This is a genomic window from Marinobacter sp. DUT-3, from assembly GCF_050379435.1.
Lineage (GTDB): Bacteria > Pseudomonadota > Gammaproteobacteria > Pseudomonadales > Oleiphilaceae > Marinobacter.
In genome coordinates this window covers 19,904-34,882 of the sequence record NZ_JBNRMG010000004.1, presented here as the reverse complement: position 1 = coordinate 34,882, position 14,979 = coordinate 19,904, and the positions used below count along the sequence as shown (strand labels likewise).

The 14,979-nt window shown below is 59.7% G+C and carries 16 protein-coding genes; 6 read left to right on the top strand and 10 right to left on the bottom strand.

The window, feature by feature from the left end; all coding sequences use genetic code 11:
* Positions 1–8: 8 nt before the first annotated feature.
* Complete coding sequence (locus ACQUWM_RS08515) at positions 9–875, top strand: phosphoribulokinase (protein WP_407002840.1); 867 nt, start codon at positions 9–11, stop codon at positions 873–875.
* 8 nt (positions 876–883) lie between these two features.
* On the opposite strand, the gene ACQUWM_RS08510 is transcribed toward ACQUWM_RS08515, so the two are convergent.
* From ACQUWM_RS08510 to ACQUWM_RS08500, 3 genes are all read right to left on the bottom strand, one after another.
* Entirely contained in the window at positions 884–1,741 is an 858-nt protein-coding gene (locus ACQUWM_RS08510; protein WP_428921840.1) for a pirin family protein, read from the bottom strand.
* Between the two features lie 134 nt (positions 1,742–1,875).
* Entirely contained in the window at positions 1,876–2,667 is a 792-nt protein-coding gene (speD, locus tag ACQUWM_RS08505; protein ID WP_407002838.1) for an adenosylmethionine decarboxylase, read from the bottom strand.
* 204 nt (positions 2,668–2,871) lie between these two features.
* Complete coding sequence (locus ACQUWM_RS08500; RefSeq protein ID WP_406989374.1) at positions 2,872–3,294, bottom strand: OsmC family protein; 423 nt, start codon at positions 3,292–3,294, stop codon at positions 2,872–2,874.
* Positions 3,295–3,535: 241 nt separating this feature from the next.
* On the opposite strand from ACQUWM_RS08500, the gene crp reads away from it, so the two are divergent.
* Positions 3,536–4,177 carry a cAMP-activated global transcriptional regulator CRP gene (gene crp / locus ACQUWM_RS08495; RefSeq protein WP_007153756.1) on the top strand — a complete coding sequence of 214 codons (642 nt, stop codon included), beginning with the start codon at positions 3,536–3,538 and terminating at the stop codon, positions 4,175–4,177.
* 17 nt (positions 4,178–4,194) lie between these two features.
* Here crp and ACQUWM_RS08490 read toward each other — a convergent pair whose 3' ends face one another.
* The 5 genes from ACQUWM_RS08490 to ACQUWM_RS08470 all read right to left on the bottom strand — a co-directional run bounded on the left by ACQUWM_RS08490 (position 4,195) and on the right by ACQUWM_RS08470 (position 9,142).
* Positions 4,195–5,079: an alpha/beta fold hydrolase gene (locus tag ACQUWM_RS08490; RefSeq protein ID WP_406989373.1), complete on the bottom strand. Its 885-nt coding sequence runs from the start codon at positions 5,077–5,079 to the stop codon at positions 4,195–4,197.
* A 115-nt stretch (positions 5,080–5,194) separates the two neighbouring features.
* Positions 5,195–6,277, bottom strand: a complete 1,083-nt coding sequence (gene modC, locus ACQUWM_RS08485) for a molybdenum ABC transporter ATP-binding protein (protein ID WP_428921839.1) — start codon at positions 6,275–6,277, stop codon at positions 5,195–5,197.
* Complete coding sequence (gene modB, locus ACQUWM_RS08480) at positions 6,274–6,951, bottom strand: molybdate ABC transporter permease subunit (protein WP_407002836.1); 678 nt, start codon at positions 6,949–6,951, stop codon at positions 6,274–6,276. Before modB ends, modC begins: the two co-directional genes overlap by 4 nt.
* A gap of 159 nt (positions 6,952–7,110) precedes the next feature.
* The gene (locus tag ACQUWM_RS08475) at positions 7,111–8,034 is read right to left on the bottom strand and encodes a PEP-CTERM sorting domain-containing protein (protein WP_428921838.1); all 924 of its coding nucleotides are present in this window, start codon (positions 8,032–8,034) and stop codon (positions 7,111–7,113) included.
* Positions 8,035–8,200: 166 nt separating this feature from the next.
* Positions 8,201–9,142, bottom strand: a complete 942-nt coding sequence (locus ACQUWM_RS08470) for a sterol desaturase family protein (RefSeq protein WP_428921837.1) — start codon at positions 9,140–9,142, stop codon at positions 8,201–8,203.
* A 131-nt stretch (positions 9,143–9,273) separates the two neighbouring features.
* On the opposite strand from ACQUWM_RS08470, the gene ACQUWM_RS08465 reads away from it, so the two are divergent.
* Positions 9,274–10,272 (top strand): helix-turn-helix domain-containing protein, encoded by a 999-nt coding sequence (locus tag ACQUWM_RS08465; RefSeq protein ID WP_428921836.1) that lies wholly within the window; start codon positions 9,274–9,276, stop codon positions 10,270–10,272.
* Here the strand turns inward: ACQUWM_RS08465 and ACQUWM_RS08460 are convergent.
* Entirely contained in the window at positions 10,262–10,999 is a 738-nt protein-coding gene (locus ACQUWM_RS08460; protein ID WP_407002832.1) for a glutathione S-transferase family protein, read from the bottom strand. The genes ACQUWM_RS08465 and ACQUWM_RS08460 overlap by 11 nt on opposite strands.
* 173 nt (positions 11,000–11,172) lie before the next feature.
* On the opposite strand from ACQUWM_RS08460, the gene ACQUWM_RS08455 reads away from it, so the two are divergent.
* On the top strand, positions 11,173–12,147 hold the full coding sequence (locus tag ACQUWM_RS08455) for an META domain-containing protein (RefSeq protein WP_407002831.1): 975 nt from the start codon (positions 11,173–11,175) through the stop codon (positions 12,145–12,147).
* On the opposite strand, the gene ACQUWM_RS08450 is transcribed toward ACQUWM_RS08455, so the two are convergent.
* On the bottom strand, positions 12,126–12,959 hold the full coding sequence (locus ACQUWM_RS08450) for a substrate-binding periplasmic protein (RefSeq protein WP_428921835.1): 834 nt from the start codon (positions 12,957–12,959) through the stop codon (positions 12,126–12,128). The genes ACQUWM_RS08455 and ACQUWM_RS08450 overlap by 22 nt on opposite strands.
* Before the next feature lie 148 nt (positions 12,960–13,107).
* On the opposite strand from ACQUWM_RS08450, the gene ACQUWM_RS08445 reads away from it, so the two are divergent.
* Both ACQUWM_RS08445 and ACQUWM_RS08440 read left to right on the top strand, forming a co-directional pair.
* The gene (locus ACQUWM_RS08445) at positions 13,108–14,208 is read left to right on the top strand and encodes a M14 family zinc carboxypeptidase (protein WP_428921834.1); all 1,101 of its coding nucleotides are present in this window, start codon (positions 13,108–13,110) and stop codon (positions 14,206–14,208) included.
* 2 nt (positions 14,209–14,210) lie between these two features.
* Positions 14,211–14,945 carry an alpha/beta fold hydrolase gene (locus ACQUWM_RS08440; RefSeq protein ID WP_428921833.1) on the top strand — a complete coding sequence of 245 codons (735 nt, stop codon included), beginning with the start codon at positions 14,211–14,213 and terminating at the stop codon, positions 14,943–14,945.
* Positions 14,946–14,979: the final 34 nt, after the last annotated feature.

The following is a 14,979-nucleotide window of genomic DNA, read 5'->3' as shown; positions in this document are numbered from 1 at the left end:
GCTCCGTCATGTCGAAACGTCACCCTGTCATTGCCGTTACCGGGTCATCCGGCGCCGGCACCACAACCACTGGCCAGATATTCAGCCGTATCTTTGCCAGGGAAGGGCTGCGGGCCGCCACGGTCAGTGGCGACAGTTTTCACCGCTACACCCGGGAACAGATGGCCCGGCTGGCCGCCAAGGGCCAGTTCGGCGAGCGCAACCATTTTGCCCTGGCAGCCAATCACATCGACAAACTTGAAGCGCTGCTCTATGACTACGGCCATACCGGTAATGGCCAGTTCCGCCAGTATGTCCACGATGAAGACCGGGCACTGGTGGCGGCGGGGCACAAGCCCGGCACCTTTACCCCATGGGGGCCGTTGCCGGCGGATACCGACCTGCTGTTCTATGAGGGGTTACATGGGGGGGTGGTCAGCGACACGTACAACATTGCCCAATACGTCGACCTCCTGATTGGCGTGGTGCCCATTGTGAACCTGGAATGGATACAGAAGATCCACCGCGATACCAACAGGCGCGGATACTCCCAGGAGGCGGTGGTGGAGACCATCATCAACCGCATGGACGACTACGTCCACGACATCGTGCCGCAGTTTGCCCAGACCCACATCAACTTCCAGAGGGTGCCCCTGGTGGACACCTCCAACCCGTTTGTGGTCCGCGACGTGCCAACTGAGGATGAGAGTATGGTGGTCATCCGCTTCCGGGACGCATCGGAAGTGGACTTCCCCTACCTGCTGCAGATGATCTCCGGCAGCAGCGTGTCGCGGCATGACACCCTGGTTATCCCGGGCACCAAGCTCGGACTGGCCATGGACCTCATCCTGAGGCCCATGGTGCTGAGGCTGATGGCGCAAAAGCCCTTCGCGTAGCGTCCTGCTCAGGCCGTCAGGTGCCCGTCCCGGTAGTCCCGCAGGGTCTGTTCGATTTCCTCCCGGGTGTTCATCACAAAGGGGCCGTACTGGACCACCGGCTCGTTGATCGGCTTGCCGGCAATCAGTAGCAGGCGGGCCCCGCGGGCGCCGGACTCAACCCGCACCTGGTTGCCGTCGTCGAGGATGGTGGCCGCAGCGGCTCTCAGGGGCTCATGTTCGGCCTTGTGCTGAAGCTTCGCGTCACCGTCATACAGGTACAGCATGGCATTCAGCTGCTCGCTGACCGGCAGGGTGATGGCCGTGTCCGCCTCCAGATGGATGTCAATGTACAGGGGGCGGGTGCTGCCGCCGGTAACCGCGCCGGAGACGGTGGTGCCGTCCACCTCGATCTCCCCGGCGATCAGTTTGATCCTGGCGCCGTCCAGCTGGATATCGGGAATTTCCTCCGGCTGAATGTCCCGGTAGCCTGCGGGTTTCATCTTCTCGGCGGCCGGCAGGTTCAGCCACAGCTGGAACCCGCGCATCTGACCGGCTTCCTGTTGTGGCATCTCGGAATGCACAATGCCGCGACCGGCAGTCATCCACTGTACGCCACCGTTCTTGAGGTCGCCCCGGTTACCGATATGATCCTCGTGGAGCATGTGCCCCTCGATCATGTAGGTCACCGTCTCGAACCCGCGGTGGGGATGGGACGGAAAGCCGGCGATGTAGTCCTGGGGCTGATCGGAGCCGAACTCGTCCAGCATCAGGAACGGATCCAGGCGAATGTTCTGGTGCTGGCCAATGGAGCGCCTGATGCGCACGCCGGCGCCGTCGGAAGTCTCCAGTGCGGGAATGATCTGTTTGATGGCTCGTAAAGTCATGGTGTCCTCCTGGCACGTTAATTAAGACTATTAAACGCCGGAGGTCGCGGGGAATAAACCGGAGATTTTCGGGGTGGGGCATCAAAAAAACTGAATGACCGGCGGAGACAGGTCCCGCCGGTCATTGCCAGGTGTTACTCCACGTTGCGGGAGTAGAAGATCTCCAGCATCTCGCGGCGCAGGCGATCCTCGATGGACTTTGCTTCTGCCGGGTCCAGATCACTGGCGTTGACGCCAAACACGTAGTTGTCGAGGTTGAACTCCTTCAGCATCATCTTGGTGTGGAACAGGTTCTCCTGGTACACGTTGACGTCGATCATCTGATAGGCGTTCTGGGTGTCCTCGGTCAGGTAGTTCTGGATCGAATTGATATCGTGATCAATGTAGTGCTTGGTACCGTCCACGTCGCGGGTGAAGCCGCGCACGCGGTAGTCCACGGTGACCACATCGGAATCGAAGCTGTGGATCAGGTAGTTCAGCACCTTCAACGGTGAGATCAGCCCGCAGGTGGACACATCGATATCGGCGCGGAACGTGCTCACGCCGTCGTGCGGGTGGCTTTCCGGGTAGGTGTGAACCGTCACGTGGCTTTTGTCCAGGTGCGCGACGATGGTGTCGGGCATCGGGCCGGGAGATTCCTCGTTATCGGGCTCGCCGGAGGAGAGTTCGTGCTCGGCGATCAGCATGGTCACCGAGGCACCATGGGGCTCGTAGTCCTGGCGGGCAATGTTGAGAATGTTGGCGCCGATGATCTTGACCACATCGCTGAGGATCTGGGTCAGCCGTTCGGCATTGTACATCTCGTCGATGTAGTCGATGTAGGCTTCACGCTGTTCTTCGGTCTGCGCATAACAGATATCGTAGATATTGAAGCTCAGGGATTTGGTCAGGTTATTGAAACCGTGCAGCTGGAGTTTCGATTCCATGCTCAGCCCCTCCGGAGAATGGAGATGAATGACTACAGAACGCCTGCTCGGGCGTTCTGATGAGGCCGCCACCGACTACTGACCGGGTTGATCACCTTTTGCACAGACCGGCGGTGAAGGGTGCGTATTATGCACACCGCGAATGGGGTTGGATAGTCTTTGCAACCACATTTTATTATCCGTAAATCCCGCGTCTGCAGGCGCCTATTCCGCCTCCCGGATTTCGTGGCTGTGGGTGATCTCCACGCCCGCCTTTTCCAACATGATCGAGGCGGAGCAATACTTCTCCGCCGACAGGCTGACGGCGCGTTTGACCTGGTTTTCTTTCAGGTTGTGACCGGTGACCACAAAATGCAGATGAATCCGGGTAAAAACCGCAGGGATGGCGTCGGCCCGTTCCGCTTCCAACTCGGCGTGACAGGCAGTGACGTCCTGGCGGCTTTTTTTAAGAATGCTCATGACATCAAAGGATGAGCAACCGCCAAGCCCCATCAACAGCATTTCCATCGGGCGCGGTCCGAGATTTTCGCCGCCGTGGTCGGGCGGGCCGTCCATCTGAACGGTGTGACCGGTGCCACTGGTGGTCTTGAAGCTGGCATTTCCCGCCCAGTCTACAGTTGCTTTCATGTCAGTAAACTCCGCAATACATCAGGGATCTGGCACGGATGCTAGCACATAGAGCGATGCCCGGCAGCAACACCCTTCCCAGACCGGTTACACAGATACACATGGTTTCAGGTTGCCGAAACCGGGCCTTCTTGTTATAAGTTGCGCTGATTTTCATGAAATATGAATAAACCCGCATGGAAAGCCGGGTACATAACAAACATCGGGACCCGCCAGTTTTTGAGGAGGCACGACTCGCACTATGGCCACTATCGTCAAGCCGGTTGAGCAGAAAACCAAGCATCTGGATTACTTCCTGTCGCAGTGTCACCGCCGGCGTTACCCCGCCAAAAGCACGATTATCTATGCGGGTGACAAGAGCGATTCGCTGTTTTACATCGTCAAAGGGTCCGTCACCGTTATCATCGAGGATGACGACGGGCGCGAGATGATCATGGCTTACCTTAACGCCGGGGACTTCTTCGGCGAGATGGGGCTGTTCGATAACATGGATTCCCGCAGCGCCTGGGTGAAGGCGAAAACCGAATGCGAGGTGGCTGAAATCAGCTACACCAAGTTCCGGGAAATTGCCCAGCAGGATCCGCGGGTGCTGTATTTCATTGGCGAGCAGATGGCCTCCCGCCTGCGTCAGACCACCCGCAAGGTGGGGGATCTGGCCTTCCTGGATGTGACTGGTCGAGTCGCCCGCACCCTGCTGGACCTGTGCAAGGAGCCCGATGCCATGACCCACCCGGACGGTATGCAGATCAAGATTACCCGCCAGGAAATCGGTCGCATCGTGGGCTGTTCCCGGGAGATGGTTGGCCGCGTCCTGAAAACCCTGGAAGACCAGGGGCTGGTGCGGGTCAAGGGCAAGACCATGGTGGTGTACGGCACCCGCTGACCACCGCCCCGTATTTCTCAGGTGCGGGCCGCCTTCCTGGCAAATCCGTCAATCCAGCCGGCAATGGCGTCGGGCTGGGTCAGCAGTACCCAGTGGGGCGCATCAATTTCCTGTCGGCTCAGTTTTCCTGCCCATTTCTCCAACCCTTCAAACAGCTGTTCCCCCACGTAGTTGTCCTGACCGGGCACAATCAGCTGTACCGGGCATTGTGCCTGCCGGGGTTCCGGCCGTAACAGTTTGGGCATGAAGTTGGCCCGGTACAGTTTCACGCCGTAGCGGCCGTCATTGCGCTGAGAACGGCTGTATTGCGCGTCGGACACCTGCTCCCTGTTCTTCAGGTAGCTTGGCCACAGCTTGTCGAGACCGGCACGCCAGGCGGTCTCCGGCAGTAAGGGCAGCTGAAACATGGCCACGTACCAGGAGCTGACGAGCTGCTTGAGTACCTTGCGGGTACCGCCCTCGCTCACACGGGTAACGTTGTTGCGTAACCAGAAGCCAACGTGATCCAGGCACGGCCCGGAAATGGTGGTGTATGAGCGGATTCTTGCAGTCAGGGGGCCGGTGGTCACCGATTCCCAGCTTTGTATCGACCCCCAGTCGTGGGCTGCCAGGTGGAAGGCCTGGCCGGGAATGACTGCGTCCACGACCGCCGCCAGATCCGCAGCGAGATGGGCCATACGGTAGGCACGGGTTCTGGCGGGCTTGTCGGAACGGCCTGCGCCGCGAACGTCGTAACGGATGACGAAATAGCGGTCTTTCAGCTGCTCGGTCACCCTGTCCCAAACTGTATGGTTATCCGGGTAACCGTGGACCAGCACCAGCGGCGGAGCATCGGGGTTACCGTCGGTGGTTACGTACAGGTTGACGCCGTTGTTGTTCACCCACTGGTGTTGTGTCGCCATTACTCGCTCCCGTTGGCCGGTTGGCACCGTCATGAAGTGACAGGTTAACGGTCAGGCAGCGTGCTGGCCCGTGCCAAGCGGGCCAGACTGTTGATCAGGACGCCTCTGGCGTCCTTCAGTCCACAATGGCGACGGTTTTTATCTGCAACCAGACGGCCATACCCGGTGTGAGCTGCAACTGGTGGGCCGCGCGGCTGGTCAATCTGGCGAGGAAGGACGTGTCGCCGGATTGCAGCCGCACCAGGCTGGTCCCCGGACTCTGGTCCGTGGCGATCTCCAGAACCCTTGCGGACAGCAGGTTCTGGATACTCTGATCGTGGTTGGCGGCGAGGGCGATGCTGACATCCCGCGCGAGGATCTGTAGCCGCACGGGGAGTCCGGTAGCCAGTTTCGGCTCGTCCCGTACCCACAGGCTGCCACCCGGGAAATCGGCGCGGCACAGGTGCCAGTGCTTATCCTGCTCGCCAATGACTGCGTTGACGATGACACCGGCATCCTCCTCCAGCGCAAAGGGCTGGTCCGTGCGCGCCAGGGTTTCCTGCAACGGGCCTTCCGCCACCACCTGGCCGCCGTCCATCATCACCACGTGATCGGCCAGCCTGGCCACCTCGGACGCCGAGTGGGAAACATAGAGCACCGGGATGTCCAGGGTGCGATGCAGGTTCTCCAGGTAAGGCAGGATTTCCTGCTTGCTATGACGATCCAGCGCGGACAGGGGTTCGTCCATCAGCAGCAGGCGGGGGCTGGTCAGCAGTGCCCGGGCAATGGCAACCCGTTGACGCTCACCGCCGGACAGTTTCTCCGGCATACGGTCCAGCAGGTGGGAAAGTCCCAGCCAGTCCACCGCCTGCCCGAACTGAACCCGCCTCTGGCTGGCTGGAATCCGGCGGTAGCCATAGGTGAGGTTGCGGCGGACGGTCAGGTGGGGAAACAGGCTGGTTTCCTGGAACACATAAGCAAGCGGGCGGCGATGAACCGGCATTTCATGGTGACCGTCCTGCCAGCAGTCACCGTTCACCGAGAGGTACCCGTCCGCTTTCTGCAATCCGGCGATGCACCGGAGCAGGGTGGTCTTGCCGCACCCGGAGTGGCCAAACAGCGCGGTGATTCCCTGGCCGGGAAGTTGCAGGTTCACGTCAAGGCGAAACGTTTCAAAGTCACACTGGAGCCGCGCGAGAATGCTGTTGCCGTGGGTCATTTGACGACCCCGCCGGCCTGTCGGCCATTAATGGTGTAGAGCCCGACCAGAACCAGGAAGGAGAACAGCAGCATGCCTCCTGCCAGCCAGTGCGCCTGACCGTATTGCAGGGCTTCAACATGGTCATAGATCGCGACGGACAGAACCCGGGTTTCTCCGGGAATGTTGCCGCCGATCATTAGTACCACGCCGAACTCACCAATGGTGTGGGCGAAGGTCAGCACGGCGGCCGTCAGAAAGCCCGGCCGGGCCAGTGGCACGACAATGGTGAAGAAGCGGTCCCGGGGTGAGGCCCGCAGGGTGGCAGCCGCTTCCAGCATTCGTTCGTTGAGACTGGCAAAGGCGTTATGCAGAGGCTGCACGGTGAACGGTAATGAATAGATGACGGAGGCCAGTACCAGGCCCTCAAAGGTAAATGGCAGGGTACCTATGCCCAGTCGTTCAGTCAGTTGGCCAATCAGGCCGTCGGGACTCAGTATCACCAGCAGGTAGAAGCCCAGTACCGTGGGTGGCAGTACCAGCGGCAACGCGACGATGGCGAACACCGGTTGGCGTAGCCAGTGCTGGCTGCGGGCGAGCCACCAGGCGATGGGTGTGCCAATTACCATCAATAGCACAGTGGTGATGCCGGCCAGTTTCAGGGTGAGCCATACCGCTTGCCATTCCGGGCCCATAGTTGCTCCGTTGGATTCACCGGTTTACGGGGAATGATGTCAGGATCTGACGGTTATCCTAACGGTCTTTGCCGATGATTTCCCGGGCTTTTTCGAGGGCGGGGGGATTCTGCGGATAGTGTGGTGCCGGCCCGCCAGGGTGGCGGACCGGACATGGGGTTAGCGGAGTTTCCTGCGGCGAGAGACGTAAACGCCGGTCAGGCCTAATCCCAGCAGGGCCAGGGTGCCGGGCTCGGGTACCTGGCCGGTGGGCAGGTCCACGGTATCCAGTGTCTCACCCATCACGTAGGAATAGCTCAGGTTGACCAGCTCCCCGGAAAACAACGAGCCAATATCGAACCCCAGGCCAATAGCGTAGTCCCCATCGCCATCGTTGACGCCGGCAAGGTAGGCGTCCGGGTCGGTGGACCAGGGCGCGGAGATTCCGGAGTTATGGGTGATGTCGGATTGGGTGTAAAGGCCGAGGGTCAGTCCGGTCATGCCGCCCTGGGAATTCACGAAGTCTTCCTCTGCAACACCGGTCGTGCCGCGGGTGTTGGTGGTGTCATAGGAGCCGTGGGTGTTGACGTCCGGGTCTGGATCGATGGCACGGACGAACTTCACATCGCTCAGGTCCTGGAGCGCGGTGATCGTGGTCAGTACATCAATGCGCTCTTCGTCGTCATTGAACGAGTAGTTGTGGCTGATGGTAAACAGGTCACTGTATTGACCAAGCCAGGACACATGGTTGTCGGCGCTGCCGCCTGACAGGTCCGTCGGGCCGGATATGGCGCCGATATCACCGGAGGTGTAGGCGTTATTGTTGCCAACGAGACCGGTCTGGGCTGACTGGACGCCAAACCATTCCCAGGGGGTGCCGGGTGTCAGATAATCCTCTGGCCCCCAGTCGCGGGTGCCGCTGGGGTCGTGGATGATACCGGGATCGGCGCTGCCTCCGGCGCCGAGGGTGCCATTGTCACTGACCGCAGTACGAACGTAGTCGCCTTCCATCACGATCGGGGCGGCGACCGCCGAACCGGTAAACAGGAGTCCGGTGGCAGCCAGTGTGAGAGGAATAACGTGGGATTTGGTACTTAAGCGCATGTGTAACTTCTCCGTGTCATATTGAGTGCATTTCATGCGCGGACCTAAGGAGCAAGTACCGGTCCTTTGTTGGTTTAAGTCTTTAAAACCAATAATTTAGAGTTTATTGGCCTGGCGATTCCTCCGACAGGTGTAAAATGGTCTGACAGTCGGTTATCGGTTGTTGTTATTCCGACGAATCCCGCCGATGGCCCGGCCGTTCCCACTCCGGCGGGCGCCATAGGTGCTGGAGGCGGGATCTCAATGCACCCGGGCGAGTCATGTCCCGGAACATATCCCGGTACTCATGGGTCCACAGCACAATCAGGTTGTTGGAGTACACCGGGCGGGTGATGCCGTACTCCGGGGGATTCCGGGCATCTTCTTTGGTAAAGGTGCCAAACAGGCGGTCCCAGATAATGAGAGTGCCGCCGTAGTTGCGGTCGATGTAGTCCGGATTGCGACCATGGTGCACGCGGTGGTGACTGGGTGTGTTGAAAACCCGTTCCACCCAGGACGGCAGTTGCCCGACCAGGGTGGTATGGATAAAGAACTGATACACCAGGGACAGGGCATAGGCAACGCCGATCCAGACCGGGTTAAAGCCGATAAACGCCAGGGGCAGGTAGAACATCCACCCGCCGTTGAAGATATTGGTGGCGTTCTGGCGCATGGCGGTGGAAAAGTTCATTCGCTCCGAAGAGTGATGAACCACGTGTGCGGCCCAGAACCAGCGTATGCGATGGCTTGCCCGGTGCATCCAGTAGAAACAGAAATCGACGCCCAGGAAGGTCAGGAACCCGGTTGCCCAGTTCAGGTCCAGATCCAGCAGTCGATAGTGGTAGAAGAGCGCGTAGACCGGAAAGGCAATGATGCCGGCAAATAATGCTTCGGTGATTTGATATCCCGCACCTAGGGCGAAATTGCGGATGGCCTCCCGGGTGTCCATCAGTTTCGGGTTGTGTCGAAGCTTCAGGTATTCCCAGATGGCGATGGCGATAAACACCGGTGTTGCAATCATGAATATGAGTTGCCGTTCGTCCAGCGCCAGCCAGGGCGCTATAGTGTTCCACAGGGGCAACAGGCCGCTGTTTTCCAGAACGCTCAGCATCATGTCGGTAATGGCCATAAATAAGGTCCGGTTTTCCGTAATTGTGTGTTATCTATTTTTGCCCGCCGCCGGCTTTCATAATTGACGATATGCGCCACTGAATTGATAATTCATGCCAATGTTGAGGCAGTGGTCAGGAGTTGTTTGCCATGGCGAGAGTGGTAAGGGTAACCGGGGCCTGGACCAGTCTGTTGGCGGACTGGCTGGACCAGCAACACCTTGATGCGGGCGTCCTGCGCCCGGAACTGGCGCGCTGGTCCGCACAGGATAATGTACCGGTGGCGGTCTGGCGTGACCTGCTGGCGCGGGGGCTGGCCCTGTGTCCGGAGCGTGCCGCGCCGGAACTGGACGTGGGCAGCTGTGTGCGACCGGGGCACGTCGGAGTGCTGGGGTACCTGGTGCTGGCATCGGACACGCTGGGTGAAGCCATGCTGGCCTACCAGCGTTACGAGACCCTGTTCTATGGCACCACGCTGGCGGAAATCGAGATTGATGGTGACCAGGCGGAAATGCGCTGGCCGCCGTCGGACAATGAACTGGGCCAGCAGGCGGACGGCGTATCTATTGCGGCCCTGGTGACCTTTCTGCGGCGACAACTCGACAATCCGCCGCCACCTGCTTCGGTCTCGTTCATGGAATCCGTCGGCGCGGATGCCGAGCGCGCCTATGAAGCGTTCTTCGGGTGCCCCGTCAGTTGGAATGACAGTCACGTGCGGGTCCGGTTCCCGCTGGAATATCTCAATATTTCCATGCCAAGGCGGGATCCCACGCTACGGGAACTGCTGGACCGGCAGGCCCAGGCCCTGCTTCGGGCATTGCCTGGCAGCTCGGACACGGAACGACAACTGCAGCAGGTGCTTTTAAAGCTGCTGGCCGATGGCGAGCCAACCCTCGAACGTGCTGCCAAAGCCATGTACATGTCACCCCGCACGCTCCAGCGTCGTCTCGCCAGTCATCGGCTCAGCTGGCAGCAATGGCTGGATCGCAGCCGTGAGCAGTTGGCGCGGCAGTATCTCGCGGATGCGTCCCTGACGTTGACGGACATTGCCCTGTTGCTGGGGTTTTCGGAGCAAAGCGCCTTTACCCGGGCCTATCGGCGCTGGACAGGTGTCTCTCCCGGGCGTGATCGCAGGCGGGTCAGCGGTTAACCTGGTATACCTTCTCCAGTACCTGCAGCTGGGGTTGCCATTGCCTCAGCCAGTCCTGAATCTCGCGGGGGATGCGATTCTCCCGCGGCCAGGGCACTGGGTACTGTTCCGGCTGGAACATGGGGGCGAACAGGCTTGCCGCAGTGAGGTCGGCGCGGGAGAAGGTATCGCCCGCCAGGAAGGTTTGTTGGCGGTAAGTGTCCGTCAATTCCGTTAACACTGCTTCCATGGTCTGGCGTGAAGTCATGGCGGTTTTCTCGTTGATCTTCATCCACTTGCGCATGATCTCGTCGACCCGGCTGAAGGCCAGTTTCAGCAGGATCCGGTTGTAGAACGGAGTTTGTGACGCCAGCAATGGCACAACCACCTTGGGACGCTGCAGGAAATGGTGGTAGGAATAACATCGCACCGCTGGCCCCGCTTCCTCATCCAGGCGTTTTTCCCAGGCCAGTGCTGCTTCTCTTGCCTCGGGGTCAGTCGGTGTCAATGATCGCTCGGGGAAGGTGTCATCCAGGTAGTCCAGGATCGCTGACGAACCCTGGACAATGTGGCCATCATGATCCAGGACCGGGACCGATGAGTTCACCCCGGTGAGTTTGCGGATGGTATGGACGTGCTGGCCCGGCAGCAGGCTGTGGGTCTGGTATTGCAGCCCTTTGAAATCCAGCGCCCAGCGTACTTTTTCGCAGTAATGGGAAATGGCGAACTGGTAGAGCCTGATGGCCATTGCTAATGTCTCCTGATGTGGGTGATCCAAGAATAAAGTGGTTGCCCCGGGATAAGAAGTCCATTCGGAATCCAATCACGCTAATGCTAAATATTTCCATAGCGTAATGAGGGTTGTGGGCGAATTCACTTTAGAATTCACGGTTGTTGAAAACTGATATCAGGGACGGAGCTATGACATTGCAAAACATCGGACTGATCAGCCTGTTGGGCGCCGCATCGTTAATGGCGGTCGGTTGTGCGTCTACCAGCGATTCCGGGGGTGACAGTGATATCCCGGCGGATCGTATGGTCTGCGGTCAGGCCACCATTGATCTGGACTACCGGGAGGATTCCGGGCAGCTGGTGCTGACACATGAGGATACCCGCTACACCCTGGAGTCTGCCAAAAGCGCCTCCGGGGCACGTTTTACCGATGGAGACGACAACGAAACGGTGTTCTGGAGCAAGGGTGACTCAGCGACCCTGACACTGAACGGAAACGAATTGCCCGAGTGTCTGGCTGCCGGTTCGCTTTCTTCGCCCTTCGTTGCCCGGGGGAATGAGCCGTTCTGGCACGCCACACTGGTAGGCAGGGAATTGACGCTGAGCCGTATGGGTGAGGCGACGGAAACCCTGTATTCCAGAGTGGTGGAGCAGGGAAAGAATGGCCAGACCATCCGCGCCGAGCGTGACGGGCTCAGCGTAACCCTGGATGTTGCGCCACAACTGTGCATGGATTCCATGTCCGGCATGCCGCATCCGAACCAGGTCCGGCTCTCCGTCAATGGCGATACCTGGGCCGGTTGCGGGGGCGATCCGGAACGACTGTTACGTGGCGCTGAATGGGTGGTGGAAGACATTGGCGGGCGCGGAATCATTGACAGCTCCCGGGTGACCATCCGCTTCCTCGGTGACAACCGGGTCGTCGGCCAATCCTCCTGCAATCGTTACTTCGGGCCGTGGAATCTTACCGGTGAGGGCCTTGAAATGGGCCAGATGGCCGGCACGCTGATGGCCTGTGCGCCGGCCTTGATGCAACAGGAAGGCCGTTTCCTGGAGATGCTCTCCGAGGTTCAGCGCTTCCAGATTGGCCAGAACGGCGAGTTGATACTGACCACGGCAGATGGTGACACCCTGCGGGCTTTTCAGTCTTCCGGCAAACCGTAAGTTGCCATTATCTCCCCGATCCGCCCGCTTTCCCGGAGCCTGACTGTTCCTTCGGACAGCAGGGCGGCGAGTTGCCCGGAGCGCTCATTTTCCGGTGAAAACGCCACATAGGTGTCGGTTTTCTGGAGCAGGCCGGCATCGCGGGGAGGGGGCGTCATGATCTGGTCTTTCATTGCCCAGGTCATGACGTACACATCCTCCGGATAGACATCGGCGCGATGTTGCTCCAGCAGGTAGATGGCCCTGTTCAGGGGGGATGGCCCTGAAATTACCCAGACTCTGGCGGGTTCGTCAGCGTGGGTCTGGATATAGTCATCCAGCTCCGTGGAATAGGAGTAGCCATTGATGGCCAGCAGAGTCTGATCTGTCAGCGACTCCAGCCCCTGATAAAGCCACTGGCTGTCTGCTCGTGTGTACATGGCGATGTGTGAGCGTCCCTGGGGCTCATCCGGGAAGACAAGGTCCGGAGCGTCGGTGGAGAAAGCGCCGACGACAGCATCCAGCTGTCCTTCTCGGGTCATCTGCAGCGCCCTTGCCCAACTGATGTTCAGGTATTCCACCTCATACCCGGACGCTTCAAACACCTCCCGGGTAATATCGATCATATACCCTTCCCGTTGATCGCCTGCCGCGCAGTTGTGTGGGCACCAGGGATCCGCGCCAATGGTGATGACCGGGCGTTGGGGATCGGAACTGGCAATGGCCGTACTGTCGGTGTCCTGATTCAGCGTATCGGCAGCCTTGGGGGCTTCGGAAGGAGAGCAGGCGCTTAACAGCATGGCCAGCGTCAGCAAGTAAACAGCCTTGGACATGATAGCAGTCCGTAAACACCGCAGACGGCGGCTCTGTTTCTATCATAGTCTGTTCCGGTTTCTTTGTAATGGGAAGCGAGCCGGCACTGTCAAATAATTGCAGCATATCGCTGTCATGTTGGAAGGTCGCCAGAAACCGGAGCCCTACATGACCGAGCTGAAAGATCTGACCCCACATGCCGCGATTCCACAGGAGCAAGCCACCCGGGACGCCCGCCAGCGCCGCCTGTTGAGAACCTTTCTGCCGGAGCTGGTCTCCCTTGAACGGGTACTGGCGGAAGCGCCTGAGCAGGTGACTGCGCGGGTGATCGAACGGACCCGGGTTGGGGCAATGAAGCTGCCGATCTACCGGGTGGACCTGGGGAGTGAGGCCGCAGATGCGCCAGTCATGGTCCTGGTGGGCGGGGTTCATGGCCTGGAGCGGATCGGTAGCCAGGTGGTCATGGCCTGGCTGCGTAATCTGCTGGCCAGGCTGACCTGGGACGATCATCTCAAGGGATTGCTGGAACGGGTGCACATCACCCTCCTGCCGATTCTGAATCCCGGAGGCATGTACCTGAACCAGCGCAGCAATCCCAATGGCGTTGACCTGATGCGAAATGCCCCGATCACGGCCCAGGACCGCAGCGCCTTTCTGCTGGGTGGGCAGAGGCTCTCACCGCGTCTGCCCTGGTACATCGGCGACCCCGAGCAGGGAATGGAACTGGAAAACCGGGCCCTGGAATCGGTAATCAACGGCCTGTTGCCGGGCCGTCCTTTCAGTGTCGCGCTGGACTGCCATTCGGGGTTTGGCTGGCAGGACCAGATCTGGTTCCCCTATGCCTATCGCCGCCGGCCCATGCGCAAGATTGCCTCGGTGCTGGCCCTGAAGCTGATCTGGGAGCAGGCCTGGCCGGACCACAACTACAAGTTCGAACCCCAGTCGCGCCACTACCTGACCCATGGGGATCTGTGGGATTATTTCTATAAGAAGGTGAACCGCGACAGCACCGGGACATTCTTGCCGCTGACCCTGGAGATGGGCTCATGGCGATGGATACGCAAGCGCCCCCGACAACTCCTGCGCCTGGATGGCCTGTTCAATCCGCTGGTGCCCCATCGTCACCAGCGGGTGCTACGCAGTCATCTGGCATTCATGGACTTCCTGCTCAGTGCCACGGCCAGCCACGGGAACTGGTTGCCGGATAGCACAGACGAGTCCATGCTGAGGGAGGCAGCCATCATGCACTGGTACAAGGATAGCGAGTAAACATGGACTGGATACTTCTGCGTGGACTTACGCGGGAACAGGCTCATTGGGGAAGCTTCCCCGAACGGCTTCAGCTGGCCTTTCCCGAACATCGTTTTCACGCGGTGGACTTACCCGGTACCGGGGTGCATTACCGTGAGCCCAGCCCCGGCTCCATCGCCGCCATCCGCGAGAAAGTGCAGCAGCAGGTCAGCCATATTCCAAAACCGTACAGCATCCTGGCGCTTTCCATGGGCGGCATGGTCGCCCTGGACTGGGCACAGCACGTCTCCGAAGGGGAGATCCAGAATCTGGTGCTGATCAACTCCAGTTCTGGTTTCAGCCCGCCCTGGCATCGGATGCGACCGGTTTCCTGGGCAAAGATCGTGCGGCTGCTGACCAGAAAGGAACTGTTTGACCGCGAGGCCGATATTCTGAGGCTGACCTGCAACACGGAGCCGGAACTGCAAACCATCAAGCACTGGTATCGCATCCAGCGTCAGCGCCCCGTGTCCCGGCACAATACCTGGCAGCAGCTGCGGGCGGCAGCTTCATTCCGGCCGCTGAACCGGAGACCGGTGCCAGACGCGCTGTTGCTGGCGAGCAAACGGGATCGCATCGTGTCCTGGAAATGCAGCGAAGCGCTGGAGCATCGCTGGCAGTGGACCCTGAAACTGCACCCGGAGGCAGGGCACGATTTGCCTCTGGATGATCCGGAGTGGGTCGTAGCGCAAATACGGCAGTGGTTGATCGCCTGATACCAGTTGCTTGACGCAACCGTTCTTTCACGTC